We start from the raw sequence: 17,771 nt of genomic DNA on the forward strand, positions 1-17,771 counted from the left end.
CAACTAGAATAAATTTATCTGTGTAAAAAGGGTGTCCAGAAAGTTACTAGGGCACCCTTTTGTTGTTTAGTGAAAAACAGAAATTTTTAAGTTTGACCCTTGAAAAAATCGTACAAGATCTCATATATTATGCAATGCTTGTCTAATTTTATAGGCAATCGTCCATTATCGAATTTTTTTGTAAATTATCCTTTATCGCTGCATAAGATAGAGTAATACTTTTCTTTTAGTCCGTTGTTTCCGGACTGTATTTTAATTATGTGAAAAACCGGAATGATGTGGGCTTTCTCACACTAACTTATTATATGAAGGAATGATGAAAAGCGTGCAAACATTTATAAGGGGGGAAGAGAATGTCGGAAGAGAATAATCAACAATATGTGATTTCACAGGAAAATTGGTCCCTCCATCGAAAAGGCTATGATGATCAACAACGCCATCAGGAAAAGGTGCAGGAAGCAATTAAGAATAATCTACCTGAGTTAATTTCAGAAGAAAGCATTGTAATGTCTAATGGACGGGATGTTATTAAGATCCCTATTCGCTCCTTGGATGAATACAAAATTCGTTATAACTATGATAAAAACAAACATGTAGGTCAAGGCGATGGCGATAGTAAAGTAGGGGATGTGGTCGCAAGAGATGGCTCACCATCCGATGCCGGAGGAGGCAAAGGGCAGGGTGCAGGTGACAAGGCAGGCGAGGATTATTATGAAGCCGAAGTGTCAATGATGGAACTAGAAGAAGCACTGTTCAGCCAGTTAGAACTGCCTAATCTTCAGAAAAAAGAACAAGCGGAGCACACGCTTGAGCATATTGAATTCAACGATATTCGCAAGACAGGCTTAATGGGAAATATTGATAAAAAGAAAACCATGATATCCGCTTTCAAACGAAATGCCTTAAGCGGCGACCCAGGTTTTCATCCAATTTATAAGGAAGATTTTAAATTCAAAACGTGGAATGAAATACAAAAACCGGACTCCAAAGCAGTCGTATTGGCAATGATGGATACTTCCGGAAGTATGGGTCTATGGGAAAAGTACATGGCCCGAAGCTTCTTCTTTTGGATGAACCGATTCTTGCGGACAAAATATGAAACAGTTGAAATCGAGTTTATTGCCCACCATACAGAAGCGAAAGTGGTACCGGAAGAAGATTTCTTTTCGAAAGGGGAAAGCGGCGGTACAATTTGTTCTTCCGTATACCGAAAAGCATTAGAACTTATTGATCATAAATATGACCCTGTGAAGTTTAACATTTATCCATTTCATTTTTCCGATGGTGACAATCTCACGTCTGATAACGTTCGATGCGTAAAGCTTGTGGAAGAACTCATGAAGGTTTCCAATATGTTTGGCTATGGGGAAGTCAATCAATACAATCGCCATTCGACATTGATGACAGCTTATAAGAATATCGACAATGAAAAATTCCGGTATTATATTCTTAAGCAAAAAGCTGACGTTTTCCACGCGATGAAGAGCTTTTTTAAAGACGAAGAAACAAAGAAATTTGCATGACATAAGGAGAATCAGTTGATGCTGAACGATTCTCTAATCTGTACCCAAATAAAAATAAAGCTATATTAGAAGTCTAAAAGACATGCGAATCACATGGTGATTCGCATGTCTTTTTATTTTGCATTATTTTATTGATAGCTGAAGAAAAGTAGAAAGACATTTGAAATCGGAAGCTACAAAGAGTTTGAAGAAGTGTATAATCGATGGAAAGCAGGAGAGTTCACTCTGTAATTATACGCAACATATAGGCTTAAAGAAAAAAACTGTAGAAAGGATGAAGAGCTTGATTATATTATAGACAAATTGCAAAGCATTTGGCGCTGTAAAAGAGGTTTTTATAATGCATAAGCTAACACAACTGTAGATTCATTCTTTTTAAACTGTGATTAGATCTCAACTTCTTTATAAAGTTGTGAAAATTGAATTTTGAGTCAAAGAATAGAAAAATGTATTTCTGTTGAATCGAGGTGTCTAAATGGATCTGATGGATATTCAGCCTGTTGTTCAGCGGATAGCGGATGCAATTGCGGCTGTCTTGAAGATTGAAGTGGAGATTGCAAACCATCACTTTATAAGAGTTGCAGGTACCGGAGAGCAAAAAATAAGTATTCTCCATAAGATGGAAGGCGATTTAGTTTATCAATCTGCCATACGTACAGGACAGCCAGTAATTATCGAAAACCCAGGGTATGAGCAGGTTTGTGAAAGATGCAGGTTTTACGAGAATTGCTCGGAAACAGGAGAGATATGTGCACCTATTACCTATAAAGACCAAGCTTTAGGTGTAATAGGATTATTGGCTTTTGACCAGGAGCAGCGAAGGCGCTTGTTTGAAAATACTGAAGGAATCTTAACCTTTCTGAATAAAATGGCTGATCTTTTATCGAGTAAATTACATGAACATGATATGATTCGCCAGCTTACTAGAAGTTCAGAAAAGATGGATAAAATCATGAATCTCTTTAATCAAGGAATTATCGTAATAAATGAAAGGGGATGCCATCAAGAAATTAATTTTAAAGCAAAAATGTTATTAGGTATTGATGATAGATCTTCTCTTCCAATACAAGTGGAAAAGTTATTAAGAGATATAGTTCAGAAATCGGGAGAATTTAGCCAAACTATTTCTCTCACCATAAGGAAACAAGAGAAAACTTTGTTTATTATCAAACAAAAACTCGCTGGAGTTGAACCATATTCAGAATATCTAATAAGTATTCAAGACGTTAATGAAATTCGTAATCTTGCAGAAAAGGCTACAGAGGAACAAAAGAAACCGTTTGGTCAAATAATTGGTGTAAGTCCTTCGATATTAGAGGTTAAAGAATATGCATTTAAAGTTTCACAATCTAATTCTACAGTTTTAATTCAAGGAGAAAGCGGGACGGGTAAAGAGGAATTTGCTAAAGCCATACATAAAGCAAGTATGCGGAAAGAGGAACCATTTATAACGGTTAATTGTGGCGCTATTCCGGAGAATTTATTAGAGAGTGAGTTATTCGGGTATGAAAAAGGAGCATTTACTGGTGCTAATAACAAAGGGAAATTAGGAAAGTTTGAGTTGGCAAATAAGGGTTCTATTTTTCTGGATGAAATCGGGGAAATGCCGCAGCTTCTTCAAGTTAAATTACTGCGTGTTTTGCAAGAAAGAGAAATAGAACATCTTGGTGGAACGCACCCTATCCCGGTTGACGTCCGGATTATTGCAGCAACGAATAAAGACTTACAAGAAATGGTGAGTAAGGGGGATTTTAGAGAAGATTTATACTTTAGATTAAATGTTATTCCAATCATCATTCCTCCCCTGCGAAGCCGGAAAGAAGATATTCTTGCTCTCAGTGATCACTTTATTACTATATTCAATGAACTTTTTCAAGCGAATGTATTGGGGATGGAGATAGGTGTCAAAGAACTAATGATAAATTATCCATGGAAGGGAAATGTCCGGGAATTAAAAAACTTTATTGAGTACTTATTTAATTTCATAACAAATGGGTGGATTACAATGGAAAAAGCTGAGGCATTAATTCATCGTAAATTATCCATTAATAAGCAGAGTATTCCTAGAGCTACATCATCCTTCTCCCTTGTTGAGATGGAAAAGGAAATGATTAAAAAGGCTCTTAAATTTGTACATTATCATAATCTTAATATCGAGGATGCCAGTGATTTATTAGGAATCGGAAGAGCCACATTATTTCGGAAAATTAATAAGTATCAAATTGATACTTAATCTCAAATTGATACTTCTATCCTTATTTGTACAAAAAACTGAATCTTTAGTTAAAACGACAACCATGTGCGTCTCATTTTGATACGCACATGGTTGTCGTTTTTGTTTAATTCTCTAATTTTTAAGGCCTTACCAAATTGGCACGAATTTTGCTTTTTATACTATTGAACACACTAAAGGAGGATAAATTTATGATTCAGCAAGTTCACACAAAAAAAGCACCAACAGCAGTTGGTCCATATTCACAAGCAGTTACAGTTAATGGATTAGCCTATTTATCAGGCATGTTGCCATTGGATATTGAAAATGGAAATATTGTAGGAAATACAGCAGCTGAGCAAACAGAACAAATAATCAAAAACATTGCTGGCTTGTTATCGGAGTTGAATCTTACATTAGAAGATATTATAAAAACAACAATTTTTCTGGATTCAATCGAATCATTTCAAAGTGTTAATGAAGTATATGGTTCATATTTTTCTCTACATAAACCTGCAAGGAGTTGTGTAGAGGTTTCAGCTATTCCGAAAGGAGCATTAGTTGAAATAGAAGTAATCGCCACATTAAATTAGGAGGGGTATTCATGCAAAAAACAGTACAAACCGATATAAAGTGGACCAATAATAATTACTATTCAATTGAATATAACGATGAGGAATTATCGTTTTTTCAAGAAAAAGAAATAGAAAAAGTTCATGAGTTTCAAAAAACCCATAGCTCATACTCGGAAACTCCTTTATACAATTTGAAAAATTTAGCCGAGCATTTGAATGTTGCAGATATAAGAGTAAAAGATGAGTCATATAGATTTGGCCTCAATGCTTTTAAAGTAATGGGGGGCATTTACGCAGTTGCTAAGTACTTGGCTTATCGTCTAGGAGAAAATATTGAAAACCTTTCTTTTAAGGCATTACAATCGTCAACATACAGAGAAAAGCTTGGTGAATTGACATTTATTTCAGCAACGGATGGAAATCACGGCCGTGGGGTTGCATGGGCAGCAAGAGAACTTGGCCATAAATCTGTTATATATATGCCAAAAGGATCATCATTACACAGACTGAATGCGATTCGCAATGAAGGCGCTGTGGCAGATATTACAGAACTAAATTACGATGATTCTGTTAGGATGTGTGCAGACTTAGCAAATGATAATGGATGGATCATGATTCAGGATACTGCCTGGGAGGGATATGAACATATTCCACTGTGGATTATGCAGGGGTATGCATCCATGGCGAAGGAAGTAGTAGAACAAATAAAAGCGGAGGGTGGGCAACATCCGACACATATCTTTCTCCAAGCTGGTGTAGGGTCTTTCGCGGGGGCCATTGCTGCCTACATGAGACAGAATTACAAAAGTAATCCGCCAATCATCATTGTGGTCGAACCAGATAAAGCAGATTGCTATTATCAATCTTTTGCAAGTAAAGAGGGTAATAGAGAAATCGTGACTGGAGAAATGAACACAATCATGGCAGGCTTGGCTTGTGGGGAGCCGAATATAAGAGCTTTTCGTTTACTTCGCCAATACGCCAAGGGATCGTTTTCATGCAACGATAATATTACTGCACTTGGAATGCGAGTATACGGTAATCCATTAAAGAGTGACCCACGAGTGGTCTCAGGGGAATCAGGAGCAGTAACACTTGGATTGTTATATTATTTACGGAAAATGGCGAATGATCCTCAAATATGCCAAGACATATTATTAGACTCTAATTCGCGAGTTCTGCTTATAAGCACTGAAGGTGATACGGATCCTTTGCATTATCAAAAAGTAGTATGGGAAGGTTATTGTCCAAATTAATTTTTGAAAAACGAAGGGTGAATATGAAGGAGGAGATATGTATGTTATCTGAAAAAAGAAAACGAAATGTAATCGACCTTTGTCAGTCATTAGTAAGAATAGAAAGTTATTCTGGTCAGGAAGGTGTAATTGCGAACCAAATTCAATCATACGCAAAACAAAACGACTTTGATGATGTAATTGTAGATGAGTTAGGGAACGTCATGCTTGTCATGGTAGGGAATCAACCAGGTCCAACTGTATTGTTGGATGGCCATATTGATACAGTACCCGTGCAGTATGATCAGTGGACACATGATCCTTTTTCAGGACAAATAAAAGACGGGAAAATCTTCGGGAGAGGAACATCAGATATGAAAGGTGCAGTCAGCGCCATGATTTCCTCTAGTATACATTTTGCTGAAGATACTAGAAAATCCTTTCCAGGAAAAGTGGTAGTTTCCTGTAGTGTTCACGAAGAGTGTTTTGAAGGTGTAGCAACAAGACGTGTTAATGAATTAATGAACCCGGATTATGTTGTGATAGGGGAGGCCACAAATTTAAAACTTAACCGTGGGCAGAGAGGCCGTGCAGAAATAGTCATTGAAACGGTTGGAAAACCTGCTCACTCCTCTAATCCAGAAAAGGGGATAAATGCTGTATATCAAATGATGAAACTTATTTCATCCATTCGCCAATTGCCAGTCATGGAGCATAAAGCCATGGGACAAGGAATTCTTGAATTAACAGACATTAAATCATCCCCATATCCAGGAGCGTCAGTGGTTCCGTCGATATGTACGGCAACTTTTGACCGCCGTTTATTAGTTGGGGAAACAAAAGAATCTGTTTTGAATCCTATTGTTAAATTAATTGATAAGCTCAGTTCAGAAGATCAAGCATTTAAAGCAACAGTAAAATATGCAAAAGGAGAGGAAAGCTGTTATACAGGAGCTTTAATAAGTGATGAACGGTTTTTCCCAGGCTGGTTATTCGATGATGACGTAGATTTTGTACAAAAGACTTATAAAGAACTGGTTTCCATTGGACTATCAACAGAATTATCACATTATTCCTTTTGCACAAATGGAAGTCACTTTGCTGGGGAAGCAAATATTCCGACTATTGGCTTTGGACCCTCACTAGAATCTCTGGCTCATATTGATGACGAATATATAGAGATAGATCAATTGGTCAAAGCTACAGCAGGGTACACAGCCATAATAAAGGCACTAACATCAGTAAAATCTATAGAAAAGGAGAATGTAAAATATGTATGATCTTATTATTCGAAACGGGAAAATCATAGATGGTACAGGGTCACCATGGTATTACGGCGATATAGCTATAGACAAAGGGGAAATTATAAAGATAGGGAAATTGATGAATTGCCGATCGAATGAAGAGATTGATGCAAAACATCAAGTTGTAAGTCCTGGATTTATAGATATGCATACTCATTCAGACTTAGTTATTCTTGACGAACCTTTGATTGAAGCAAAAGTTCGACAAGGGATTACGACAGATCTCCTTGGACAGGATGGTATTGCTGCAGCTCCTTTACCCAAAAATTATGTGTCACCATGGAGAAAAAATTTAGCAGGATTAGATGGTACACCTCCGATTGACTGGGATTGGACAACAATCGAAGAGTATCTAAAGAAAATTGAAGCCAATAAACCCAGTTATAATTTAGCTGTTCTTGCTCCACATGGCAATATTCGAATGGAAGTTATGGGCCTTGATAACCGACCAGCAACAGATGAAGAAATAAAAAAGATGCAGGTAGTACTCCGTCGTTCATTAGATGAAGGAGCTGTTGGTTTATCAACTGGATTGATATATCCTCCTTGCTGTTTTGCAGAAATGAAAGAACTAGAAGCCTTATGTGAAGTGATTGCAGAATATGGAGTTCCCTTAGTAATCCATCAACGCAGTGAAGGCGATGAAATCTTAGAATCTATGCAAGAATTAATTGATATGATGAAGAGATGTGGAGCACATCTGCATTTTTCACATTTAAAGAATTGTGGGAAGGATAATTGGCATAAGACACCACAAGTGTTAAAGAAAATTGATAATGCTCGCGAAGATGGCCTGGAAGTAACGTTTGATCAGTATCCATATACCGCTGGAAGTACAATGTTAAGTGCGATCCTACCTCCTTGGGCTCATAATGGGGGAACTGAGGAGATGCTAAAAAGACTTAAAGATCCGGATATGCGCAAAGTTATGATTCAGGAAATGGCTACAGCATTCAAGGGCTGGGATAGTATGTCAAAGTGGGCAGGATGGGACGGGATTGTCATTACTTCCGTTGAATCAACTGAGAAGCAAAACTATGTTGGAAAGACAATTGAAGAAATCGCAGATATAGAAGGCCGTAAAGACTATGCGGGTGTTGCCTTAGATTTAATCTTATATGAAAGAAACGCGGTTGGGATGATAGATTTTGTAATGAATGAAGAGTCAGTGAAAATGATTCTTGCACATCCAGCCGGAACTATTGGAAGCGACGGTTTACTCGGGGGAGAACCACACCCAAGAGCATATGGTTCTTTTCCTAGAATCCTTGGGAAATATGTAAGAGATGAGAAAATTTTATCTTTAGAGAATATGATTCGCAGAATGACCTCGCAGCCAGCGAGAATCATCGGTCTGCAGGATAGAGGAATTATCAGAGAAGGGATGGCAGCGGATATTGTCATATTTGATCCAAATCAAATAATCGATCAGGCGACCTACGAAAATTCTAGGCAATACAACATAGGTATTGATACAGTTATCGTTAATGGCCAAATTATTATCCAGGGTCAGTGTGCCTATCAGAAGCCAGCCGGAAAAGTTTTCAAAAGAAGTTATCAGAATATTGGAATATAAATAATTGATGAGGCTCAAGATAAAAGCTTATATATTAAATGACTCATTCAGCAAGGCTAAAAAGTTGCTTAATCTGTAATCTGTATATGAGATGGGAGGATATTTGATGGGAATTATTTGGACAATTATTATCGTATACATGGCGGCCATGATTGGTATTGGGTTATATGCGAAAACAAAAATTAAAGATAGTAACGATTACCATCTTGCAGGTAGAAGGTTAGGTCCGATTATGCTTGCCGGCACGCTTGCAGCCACTGAGATTGGGGGAGGAAGTTCAATCGGTGTAGCTTCTAAAGCTTATGGTGAATGGGGACTTTCAGCTGGTTGGTATGTTGTTTCTGCAGGAATTGGAATTTTATTAGTATCATTTATTGCACCTCTCATGCGCAAAACTATGGCAACAACTGTACCAGAAATCATTGGAAGGAGGTATGGGAAAAGTAGTTATGCATTTTCCAGTATATTATCTGTGATTGCCTCGGTAGCCTTAGCAGCGGTTCAAATTACTGCAACGGCAACAATTGTCCATGTTTTAACAGGATTTAACTTAACTTGGGCAATATTAATATCGGGAATTGGTGTAGTTTTTTATACGTATCTTGGTGGGATGTGGAGTGTTACTCTCACAGACTTTGTTCAATTTTTCATCATTGTTTTTGGATTTGCAATCGCTGTTCCATTTGCATTATCTAGTGCAGGTGGCTTTGATACTGTGATTTCTAACATTCCGCCCGAACAGTTAGGGTTTACCAAAATCGGTTGGAAAACCATATTAGGACTGATTGTGTTGTATTTCATGACCTTCTCTACGGGTCAAGAAGCTGTCCAAAGATACTACTCTGCACGAAATGAAAAAACAGCTGTTATAGGTTCTCTCTTATGTGGAATCCTCATGTCTGTATATGCCTTTATACCAGCCTTACTAGGATTAATCGCTTTATCAGCTTTCCCTAATATTGATGCAAACAATGCATTAGCTACAGTTTCTGTTGAACTATTGCCACCTCTAATTGCAGGACTCCTCCTCTCAGGAGTAATTTCCGCTACATTGTCTAGTGCTTCAGGTAATTTGCTTGCTGTAGCTAGTGTATATGTAAAAGATATCCATGGACCGATCTTGAAAAAATCAGTGCAAAATGAGTTGAAGTTAAGTAAAAGTCTAGTAGTTTTATCAGGCCTCCTAGCTATAGGAATATCATTATTCAGTCAACAAATTATTCCTTTACTCGTGTTTGCTTTTACAATTCGCTCCACGGGACCATTCGCTGCATATATCCTTGGATTGATGTGGGATAAGGTAACTCCTAATGCTGGTTTTTACTCCATAATAACAGGAACAATCGTTGGGGTTGCATGGCAACTGGCAAAAGAGCCATTTGGTATTATGGCAGTTGTCGCTGGATGCTTAGTAAGTCTTCTTACATTTTTAATAGTCAACTGGATTGAGAGAAAAAGAGGAGTTTCTGCAGCACCTTCCGCATTTGATTCTAATGATAATAATATATCCGCTTAATAATTTCAAAATCGATTAATATAGAAATCACCCAATAATATATGTAGAAACTCATATATAATAGTAGCCTTTGCTCAAAAGGAGCAAAGGCTACATATACACCTACTATTACTTTTATCATTCGTTTCGTTACTTAAACAACACGTAGTGCTTTACGATACCATTCATCATTAGTGCTATCCTGATCTTTTAATAAAGTGATCATAGTTGCTTTAACAAAATTGCGTTGAAGGTGCTTTTACTATTTCTCCCGAAACTGGGGCACTGGCTTGAACTATTCGGATTGACAGTTCTTCTGTTTCCGCTGCACTAGCTTGCATTTCCAAAGGTGATGTTTCATTTGATGTAATCTTATCTTTTTTATACGATACGAGGGAGGGCAGAATTCATTTTAATAGGTTATCGAATATTGAATACAAAGTTTATTCATTTTAGACTCTGCGAATTATGGGAGCGGTAAATAAGAAATACTTAAGGCACTCGTACAAATCAGATTAATCAATATAAGAACAATGAGAGGTGATTTCGATAAAAAGAAGAAGTTAAAAAGCAGTCAATCAGTTATGAGTAAAATAAAACAACCTTACCCCTATAAAAAATAGAGATAAGGCTGTTCTATCAGAAAGTTCGTGCTTAAAATCATAAAAAATATTTGTGCACATATCAGAAACATTTATTAAAGCGATTAATGAGTTGTTACATATTCGTTTTTTCCTGCACGCATTCCAACAATGAAAATTAGAGCTGATACTACGATTAACATTAATAAGGGAATCGTCCAACTGTGTGTAATGTCATGTAGCCCTCCAAATAATACTGGTCCAACAGCAGCTAAAAGATAACCAAATGATTGAGCCATTCCGGATAGTTCCGTCGCCTCATGGGTACTTTGTGTACGAAGACTAAAGAACATCATGGATAAACTAAATATAGTTCCGACTCCAACCCCAATCAAAATCATGCATACTGGGATAAGCAGCGTGCTTCCGTACAAAATTCCGAATATCCCTACAAAAAGAAAAATAACAGGTGGGACTACTAACAAACGCTGACTTTGTAAGCGTCCAGCTAAAATTGGCACAATGAATGTTATAGGAATGACGGCAAGCTGCATGATGGATAGCATCCAGCCAGCTTCATCAGCATTTAGTCCTTTTTGCTCCAGAATTTCTGGCATCCAGGTAATTACTGTATAGAAGATAAACGATTGCAGTCCCATGAATAAAGTGATCTGCCATGCTAGACCCGAACGCCATAAGTTAATGTTTTTTACCTTTTGAGCCGTTTGTTCATCCTTATCGGACCTGAATGGCTTTTTTAATTGTGGCATCCAAAAGAAAACGGTAATAAGAGATAAAATTCCCCAACATCCAAGGGCACCAGCCCATCCTAACCCTGATAAAGAGGAAATGGGAATACTGATACCGGACCCTATTGCACCACATAAATTCATGGAAACTGCATAAATTCCTGTCATCAAACCGATATTCCGTGCAAAGTTATGTTTAATAAGACTGGGTAACAATACATTGCCAATAGCGATGGCTAACCCAATTAAAATGGTTCCTAAAAACAATGTCGTCACTCCGCCAATAGATCGTATCCCAATCCCGACCGTTAATAAGATTAAGGAAATGAATAGGGTAAGCTCCATTCCAAAACGTCGAGCTAACTTAGGTGCAAATGGAGATAAGAGTGCAAAAGCAAGCAAAGGCAATGTTGTTAATGAACCTGATAGTGTATTGGATATTCCCAAATTATCCCGAATCGAAGTGACCAGAGGTCCTACAGATGTTAAAGGAGCTCTTAGGTTTGCCCCAATCAGAATGATCCCGATAATAAGTAGTCCAATTCTAGGTTTAAGATCTATTTTTGTTTGTTCTAGTTGATTTGCCGCTTGATGAATACCCATAATTTGTCCTCCGTACTTAAACTAAAGATTTTTTGAATTGTGCAATGTATTCATTCACTGTTTCAATTGCCCGATTTACATCTTGTTCGATGATGGCATCTACAAGGTTACAATGAATGTTCAAATGAAAGTTCCCATCTGAACTCATCTCAGCTATCTGATGGATGGAAGCATGCAAAGAATCTTCCATATGTTCGTACAAATCAATCAATAAATCATTATGTGATGAACCCATAATTGATTTATGTAACTGAATATCAGCTTCTTCGTAAGCCTTTCTATCCTTTGCTTCAGCAGCCTTACGACATGCTTCAATATGAATACTCATTTGTTCTATATCTTCTTGGTTACGTCTTAGTGCAGCTAATTGTGCTCCTTCTCTTTCAAGTGCATGACGAACCTCTAACGTCTCTAATATACCTGACTGCTGGATCCTTCTTTGAAATGCAACCCCCAGGGCACTAGATGACTTGACGAACGTTCCCTTTCCTTGTTTTGTTACTAAAAGACCTGCATAAACAAGTGATCGTACAGCTTCTCTTAATGTATTTCTACTCACATCGAACTGTTTTATCAAATCCATTTCAGGAGGAATCTGATTTCCAATCTTCCATTCGCCAGATTCGATTAACGATTCAATTTGGGAAACAACTTGTTCTACAAGTGATAAACGATTTGTTTTAGATATGGTCAATATATACACCTCAAATTTGTAGGATGATTGGTTCATTGGTTATTTTAACATACGTATGTTGAAAATATAAACAAGAATAATGTTAAAGTACGGGTATTCAAAACTTCCTTCCCCATCCAATTTCTACTTTGGCTGTATAATGGACACAATTTCCTATAAGAAAAACAATTCCTATTTAATGTTCATAACTTATACGAGACATGGAGTGTTTTTTCTCTTGTCCCCCATTACTGGGCCAAGTTTGGTAGCACTCAATGAAGATGTCCGATTAATACAGTCTTGATTATCGCAGAACTTTCTCGATGTACATAAAGCCTTTAATATTGAAGAAAAAAGCCCTGAAATCAAAAATTTCAGGGCTTCATTCTTATAAGGTACCTTATGTTAAAACTAAATAAGGAATTATAAAAAAGTCTGGGAATTAAATTCCCAGACTTAATTGTAATTCAAAAGAAGTATGTCTATTTCTTAGCTAATTTTTTTTGTTTGACTATAAAAGAGAGCAGGATAAATACTGCTACAGTTACAAGACATACAGTGGTACCAATTATATTTTGTTTATTAAAGATAAAAGCAATAAAAATAAAGCTTAAAGCTATGATCGCAAATATAGTTGTATATGGGTACCATTTTACCCGGAAACCTGGTTCGTCAGTGTATTGTTTACGGAGCTTCAATTGCGCAGAACATATACTGATCCATAATAATAAAACGGTAAAGCCAGGGATAGCCATTAGATAGCTTAATATCAGATCGGGAGTCAAATAGGATAAAAACACACCAACTAATATACATAATGCAGTTAAAAATATTCCATTAAGTGGGATACCCTTTTTGGTTGTTTTTATAAATACCTTAGGGGCTTCTCCGTTCTGAGAAAGAGTAAACAATGTTCTTGATGTAGCGTATATACCTGAATTTGCAGCTGATAAGACAGCTGTTAATAGAACGAAATTCATAATATCAGCAGCTCCTGGAAGTCCTGTTAAGCTGAAAACCTGAACGAAAGGACTCTCTTCAGTACTTACTTGGTTCCAAGGTATTACTCCGCAAATAATAAGAATTGGCAAGACGTAAAAAAGGATTACCCGCCATACTGTTCCTTTAATAATTTTTGGTATAACTCGCTGACTATCTTTTGTTTCTGTGACAGCTACACCAATTAATTCAGCACCCCCATATGAAAACATTACAACTAAAAGTGCACTTAACATGCCTCCAATTCCTTGGGGGAAAAAGCCACCATGTTCCGTATAATTAGAAAATGAAGCAGAACTAGGGAAAATTCCTAGCAGGATCAAAGCTCCTAAAATAATAAAAGCAATTAAAGTTATTATTTTAATACCTGCAAACCAAAACTCGAGTTCTCCATAGTATTTTACTTGAAACAAATTTATTCCTATTACTACTGACGCGCAAAGTATACTTAGTAGCCATAATGGTAAAGAGGGAAACCAGTATTGTAAAAAGCTTCCGGCTGCTACTATTTCTACAATGATCACGATAATCCAGTTAAACCAATAGAGCCATCCCACAATAAAGGATAATTGAAACCCAAAAGCTTTATTTATAAGATGTTGTACGTTCAAATTGGGAAAAACGGTTGCCATTTCTCCTAAAGCTGCCATTACAATAAATAACAATAGGCCCCCTATTAAATAGGCTATCACAACACTTGGACCAGCCATATTTAATGTATCTGAGCTCCCCTTAAAGATCCCTGTTCCTATCATTCCTGCTAATGCAATAAACTGGACATGTCTTGGCAATAAGCCCCTTTGTAAATCATGATGAGTCTTTTCCATGATATTCATGCCTTTCTTCCGTTATTTTAATAAAATATTATTTTAATAAAAATCAAAGGATTCTTCTGTGATTAAACGCTTTTGTGTACTAAAGTAACTATATTAATATATCATAATTCAGAATAATGTCAATTTATGTAGGGGAACAGAAAAATTATATCTTTAACAGGAGAGAATGATTGTGGATATTATTTAAACATTTTTTGATACTTATTCTTATAAAATGTCATTTGTTAAAGTTAATTTATTTTTGTATTAGAATCCTTACTTTTGAAGAGCCTATTTTTCAGGAAATAAATGTTGTGAGGAACTAACTACTGAAAATACTTATATCTAGATTCCCGTTCATATAAGTACATCTTTGTAAACAAAGAACTCAAATTTCAATATGAGGAATTTGGGTTCTTTACTCTTTATAATTTCGATAAAGGAATTCTTCCTATTTTAATAACTGGTTGATTTCCTTTTTTTATAAAATCACAATTTTTCAATTACTTGTATCATAACCACACCTATACATTTCTTAATCGGATCTAAGCACTAAAAATAAAGAGAGTAATTTTCAATATTTTTCTCTGTAACCTTTTTATACATATTTCTAAAGTAGATACAAACAATAAAATCAATCATTGCTGAACGAACATATTCATCTAAATGGGGGGAGGGAAATGCGAAACAGGCGTTCTCTAATAAAGTCTAAAGAAAAACATTCAACAAATCGTATAACAGTAAGCACCTTATACGACGATGTGAATGAAAATGTAGTGAGAGTAATGAATGAACTTGGACACAGTTCAGATTTGACTGTTCGAGTGATTGAGTCTCCACACCAAAAAACGTTACGAGCAGCTATTATTCATCTTGATGGATTAGCTGATGATAGCATCATAAATGAAAACATAGTGGACCCGTTAATTCAGTGGTTAAAAGAAAATGATCAAGTGTTGACGTTCAAAGAAGAACAAACAAGCCACATTTTCACTGTATCTCAATTAACCGTAGTAGAAAATTGGCAGGAATTCGTGTCAGCGGTTTTGACAGGGGATACGGCAGTACTGCTGAATGGAAGTCCCAAAGCAATCATTGCCAGTACGAAAAAAATGCAATCCCGAGCGATTACAGAACCGTCAAGTCAAACGGTCATTAGAGGACCAAAAGATAGTTTTACGGAGAATTTAAGAACCAATACGTCTTTAATACGGGCAAGAATTCAGAATCCTAATGTACGCTTAGAAAGCATGAAAGTCGGAAAGTCACTCAAACCGATGTAGGGATTATTTACATTCAGGGAATTGCAGATGAGAGCATTTTACAGGAAGTTAAAGAACGATTAAAGGGTATTGATATAGATGGTGTTCTTGAATCAAATTACATTGAGGAATTTATTCAAGATGATGGAATGACTATTTTTCCGCTTCTTTAAATACGGAACGACCTGATGCCGTCGTAGGGAATTTATTGGAAGGACGAATTGCCATCATTATTCAAGGAACACCTTTTGTTTTAATCACCCCTGTAATATTTTCTCAATTTTTCCAATCTCCTGAGGACTACTATCAAAATCCTTATACTAGTTCCTTTTTAAGGTTGTTAAGATTTGGAGCCTTTATTCTTTCGATATATGCTTCTGCTATGTATTTGGCACTGATTACCCATCACCAGGGGCTTATTCCAACCACATTAATAGTTAGCTTAATGGCACAAAGAGAAATTGTTCCTTTTCCGGCGATTGTCGAAATATTAGTGATGGAACTGGCGTTTGAGATGTTGCGTGAGGCAGGAATTCGAATGCCAAGAGCGATCGGACCAGCTGTATCAATTGTAGGGGCACTTATTTTAGGGCAGGCAGCTGTTGAAGCGGGATTTGTGTCAGCAGCAGTGGTCATCATTGTCGCCGTTTCCGCTATCAGCAGTTTTACATTGCCCAATACTAGTATTGTTAATGTGACTCGCGGATTACGCTTTATCTTTATTATGATTTCAGCATTTATTGGCTTGTATGGAATTTTGCTTACCACCTTATGTATCTGGCTTCATATGAGCAGTCTGAGGTCTTTTGGTGTACCGTATTTTGCTCCTTTTGCTCCTTTTGCTCCTTTTCGTTTAAAGGAGCAAAAAGATGGTTTTTTTCGTTTCCCTTTACCATCACTTTTGAAAAAATCGTCAAACAAATAAAACTCGGCTAAAGACGAATGAGGACAAAAAAATGAAAATTAATAGTTCACTTTTATGGATCACAGCCATTTGTTTATTGATTTCAGGATGTTCGAATTATCGAGAATTAAACCAGCTAGGGGTCATTACAGGGATGGGAATTGATCAAAACGACGATCCAGAACAACCGTACAGAGTAACATATCAAGTCATTAATCCGAGTGGGATATCTCAAACCGGTTCTTCAGGAGGTCAGGGTCTCGCTATCATCAACTATACGATAACGGCAAGAACGATGCAGGAGGCTTTTGGAAAGGAATCCGCCGTTATTCCGAGAGAAAATATGATTTCACATCTTTCGCTCATTGTTATAGATGAAGAGTTAGCACGAAATGGTATTGATTTATTATTTGATGCTTTTGATAGAGGCAAAGGTGCACGGACAAGTATCCCCATTTTTATTGCGCGCGGGAAGACTGCTGAGGATGTGCTTAGTGTAATTGAACCACTTGAGATTACTCCGGGTAAAAATATCGTAAGCACAACTAAAAATAATCAACAAATGCATGGATCATCTAGTGAAGTGTTAGTATATGAAGCCATTTCAGCGCTTTTGAGTGAAGGTAAGGACGTATTACTTCCCGGAATTAGTATAAGGAATGATTCAAAGAAGGCGAAGCAAACAAGCAATTTTGAGACGACAACCCCAGCTATTTTAGAGGCAAAAGGATTAGCCATATTTAGAAAAGGAAATTTGGTGAGATGGTTAGATGGAGAAACCGCCCGAGCTGCTAATTTCGTTACATCGGAAATAAATAGGACCCCAGTTGTGTTACCTTGCGGTGATAAGGGGAATGTGACGATCAACGCTATCGGAGTAAAAAGCAAAATAAAAACAGATATCCATCATGAACAACCTGTCATTCACACAAGCTTGAACGTGATGGCTGAAACGGTAGATACATCATGTGAACTGGATTTAAGTAATACTAAGTTGTTAAAAGAGTTCGAAAAAAAATGGAAAATAAACTAAAAAAGCAAATTAAAAAGACCATTAGCATCGCTCAAAAAGAAAAGGCAGACATTTTCGGTTTTGGTGATGCCCTGTCTCGAACAAACCCGGATTATTGGCGTCAGCATAAAAAAAATTGGGATAACCTATTTTCAGATGCGAAGATATCGATGAAGGTCAACGTCAATGTAATAAATTCCGGAATGCGAATGGAACCTTATGAGCCGAAATAAATGAAATGAGGAGATGAGCA

General features: G+C 36.8%; 10 protein-coding genes and 2 pseudogenes. 9 read left to right on the top strand and 3 right to left on the bottom strand.

Annotated features, from left to right (window positions below; all coding sequences use genetic code 11):
* The first annotated feature begins 353 nt into the window (after window positions 1-353).
* The 7 genes from yhbH to AKG34_RS02850 all read left to right on the top strand — a co-directional run bounded on the left by yhbH (window position 354) and on the right by AKG34_RS02850 (window position 9,941).
* On the top strand, window positions 354-1,523 hold the full coding sequence (gene yhbH, locus AKG34_RS02820; RefSeq protein ID WP_053344683.1) for a sporulation protein YhbH: 1,170 nt from the start codon (window positions 354-356) through the stop codon (window positions 1,521-1,523).
* Window positions 1,524-1,998: 475 nt separating this feature from the next.
* Window positions 1,999-3,756 (top strand): sigma-54-dependent Fis family transcriptional regulator, encoded by a 1,758-nt coding sequence (locus AKG34_RS02825; RefSeq protein WP_053344684.1) that lies wholly within the window; start codon window positions 1,999-2,001, stop codon window positions 3,754-3,756.
* 191 nt (window positions 3,757-3,947) lie between these two features.
* Window positions 3,948-4,328 (top strand): Rid family detoxifying hydrolase, encoded by a 381-nt coding sequence (locus AKG34_RS02830; protein WP_053344685.1) that lies wholly within the window; start codon window positions 3,948-3,950, stop codon window positions 4,326-4,328.
* Window positions 4,329-4,339: 11 nt separating this feature from the next.
* Window positions 4,340-5,566: a diaminopropionate ammonia-lyase gene (gene dpaL / locus AKG34_RS02835; RefSeq protein ID WP_053344686.1), complete on the top strand. Its 1,227-nt coding sequence runs from the start codon at window positions 4,340-4,342 to the stop codon at window positions 5,564-5,566.
* A gap of 23 nt (window positions 5,567-5,589) precedes the next feature.
* Window positions 5,590-6,825: a YgeY family selenium metabolism-linked hydrolase gene (locus tag AKG34_RS02840; protein WP_269083717.1), complete on the top strand. Its 1,236-nt coding sequence runs from the start codon at window positions 5,590-5,592 to the stop codon at window positions 6,823-6,825.
* Window positions 6,818-8,425, top strand: coding sequence for an N-acyl-D-amino-acid deacylase family protein (locus AKG34_RS02845; protein WP_053344688.1), 1,608 nt, complete (start codon window positions 6,818-6,820; stop codon window positions 8,423-8,425). Before AKG34_RS02840 ends, AKG34_RS02845 begins: the two co-directional genes overlap by 8 nt.
* 106 nt (window positions 8,426-8,531) lie before the next feature.
* A complete protein-coding gene (locus AKG34_RS02850; protein WP_053344689.1) occupies window positions 8,532-9,941 on the top strand; it encodes a sodium:solute symporter family protein in 1,410 nt (469 codons plus the stop codon).
* A 685-nt stretch (window positions 9,942-10,626) separates the two neighbouring features.
* Here AKG34_RS02850 and AKG34_RS02855 read toward each other — a convergent pair.
* From AKG34_RS02855 to AKG34_RS02865, 3 genes are all read right to left on the bottom strand, one after another.
* The gene (locus AKG34_RS02855) at window positions 10,627-11,853 is read right to left on the bottom strand and encodes a CynX/NimT family MFS transporter (RefSeq protein WP_053344690.1); all 1,227 of its coding nucleotides are present in this window, start codon (window positions 11,851-11,853) and stop codon (window positions 10,627-10,629) included.
* A gap of 16 nt (window positions 11,854-11,869) precedes the next feature.
* Complete coding sequence (locus tag AKG34_RS02860; RefSeq protein WP_053344691.1) at window positions 11,870-12,547, bottom strand: FadR/GntR family transcriptional regulator; 678 nt, start codon at window positions 12,545-12,547, stop codon at window positions 11,870-11,872.
* A 461-nt stretch (window positions 12,548-13,008) separates the two neighbouring features.
* Window positions 13,009-14,352, bottom strand: coding sequence for an amino acid permease (locus AKG34_RS02865; RefSeq protein ID WP_053347962.1), 1,344 nt, complete (start codon window positions 14,350-14,352; stop codon window positions 13,009-13,011).
* A 773-nt stretch (window positions 14,353-15,125) separates the two neighbouring features.
* Here AKG34_RS02865 and AKG34_RS02870 point away from each other — a divergent pair.
* Both AKG34_RS02870 and AKG34_RS02875 read left to right on the top strand, forming a co-directional pair.
* Window positions 15,126-16,527 (top strand): annotated as a pseudogene (locus AKG34_RS02870) (spore germination protein).
* Window positions 16,528-16,558: 31 nt separating this feature from the next.
* A pseudogene (locus tag AKG34_RS02875) lies at window positions 16,559-17,751 on the top strand (Ger(x)C family spore germination protein).
* The last annotated feature ends 20 nt before the right edge of the window (window positions 17,752-17,771 follow it).

The organism is Peribacillus butanolivorans (assembly GCF_001273755.1).
Taxonomy (GTDB): domain Bacteria; phylum Bacillota; class Bacilli; order Bacillales; family DSM-1321; genus Peribacillus; species Peribacillus butanolivorans.

What these genes read in the sequence shown, in the direction of transcription:
- yhbH (WP_053344683.1), top strand. Translation starts at nt 354, where the DNA reads ATGTCGGAAGAGAATAATCAACAATATGTGATTTCACAGGAAAATTGG.
- AKG34_RS02825 (WP_053344684.1), top strand. Translation starts at nt 1,999, where the DNA reads ATGGATCTGATGGATATTCAGCCTGTTGTTCAGCGGATAGCGGATGCA.
- AKG34_RS02830 (WP_053344685.1), top strand. Translation starts at nt 3,948, where the DNA reads ATGATTCAGCAAGTTCACACAAAAAAAGCACCAACAGCAGTTGGTCCA.
- dpaL (WP_053344686.1), top strand. Translation starts at nt 4,340, where the DNA reads ATGCAAAAAACAGTACAAACCGATATAAAGTGGACCAATAATAATTAC.
- AKG34_RS02840 (WP_269083717.1), top strand. Translation starts at nt 5,590, where the DNA reads ATGAAGGAGGAGATATGTATGTTATCTGAAAAAAGAAAACGAAATGTA.
- AKG34_RS02845 (WP_053344688.1), top strand. Translation starts at nt 6,818, where the DNA reads ATGTATGATCTTATTATTCGAAACGGGAAAATCATAGATGGTACAGGG.
- AKG34_RS02850 (WP_053344689.1), top strand. Translation starts at nt 8,532, where the DNA reads ATGGGAATTATTTGGACAATTATTATCGTATACATGGCGGCCATGATT.
- AKG34_RS02855 (WP_053344690.1), bottom strand. Translation starts at nt 11,853, where the DNA reads ATGGGTATTCATCAAGCGGCAAATCAACTAGAACAAACAAAAATAGAT.
- AKG34_RS02865 (WP_053347962.1), bottom strand. Translation starts at nt 14,352, where the DNA reads ATGGAAAAGACTCATCATGATTTACAAAGGGGCTTATTGCCAAGACAT.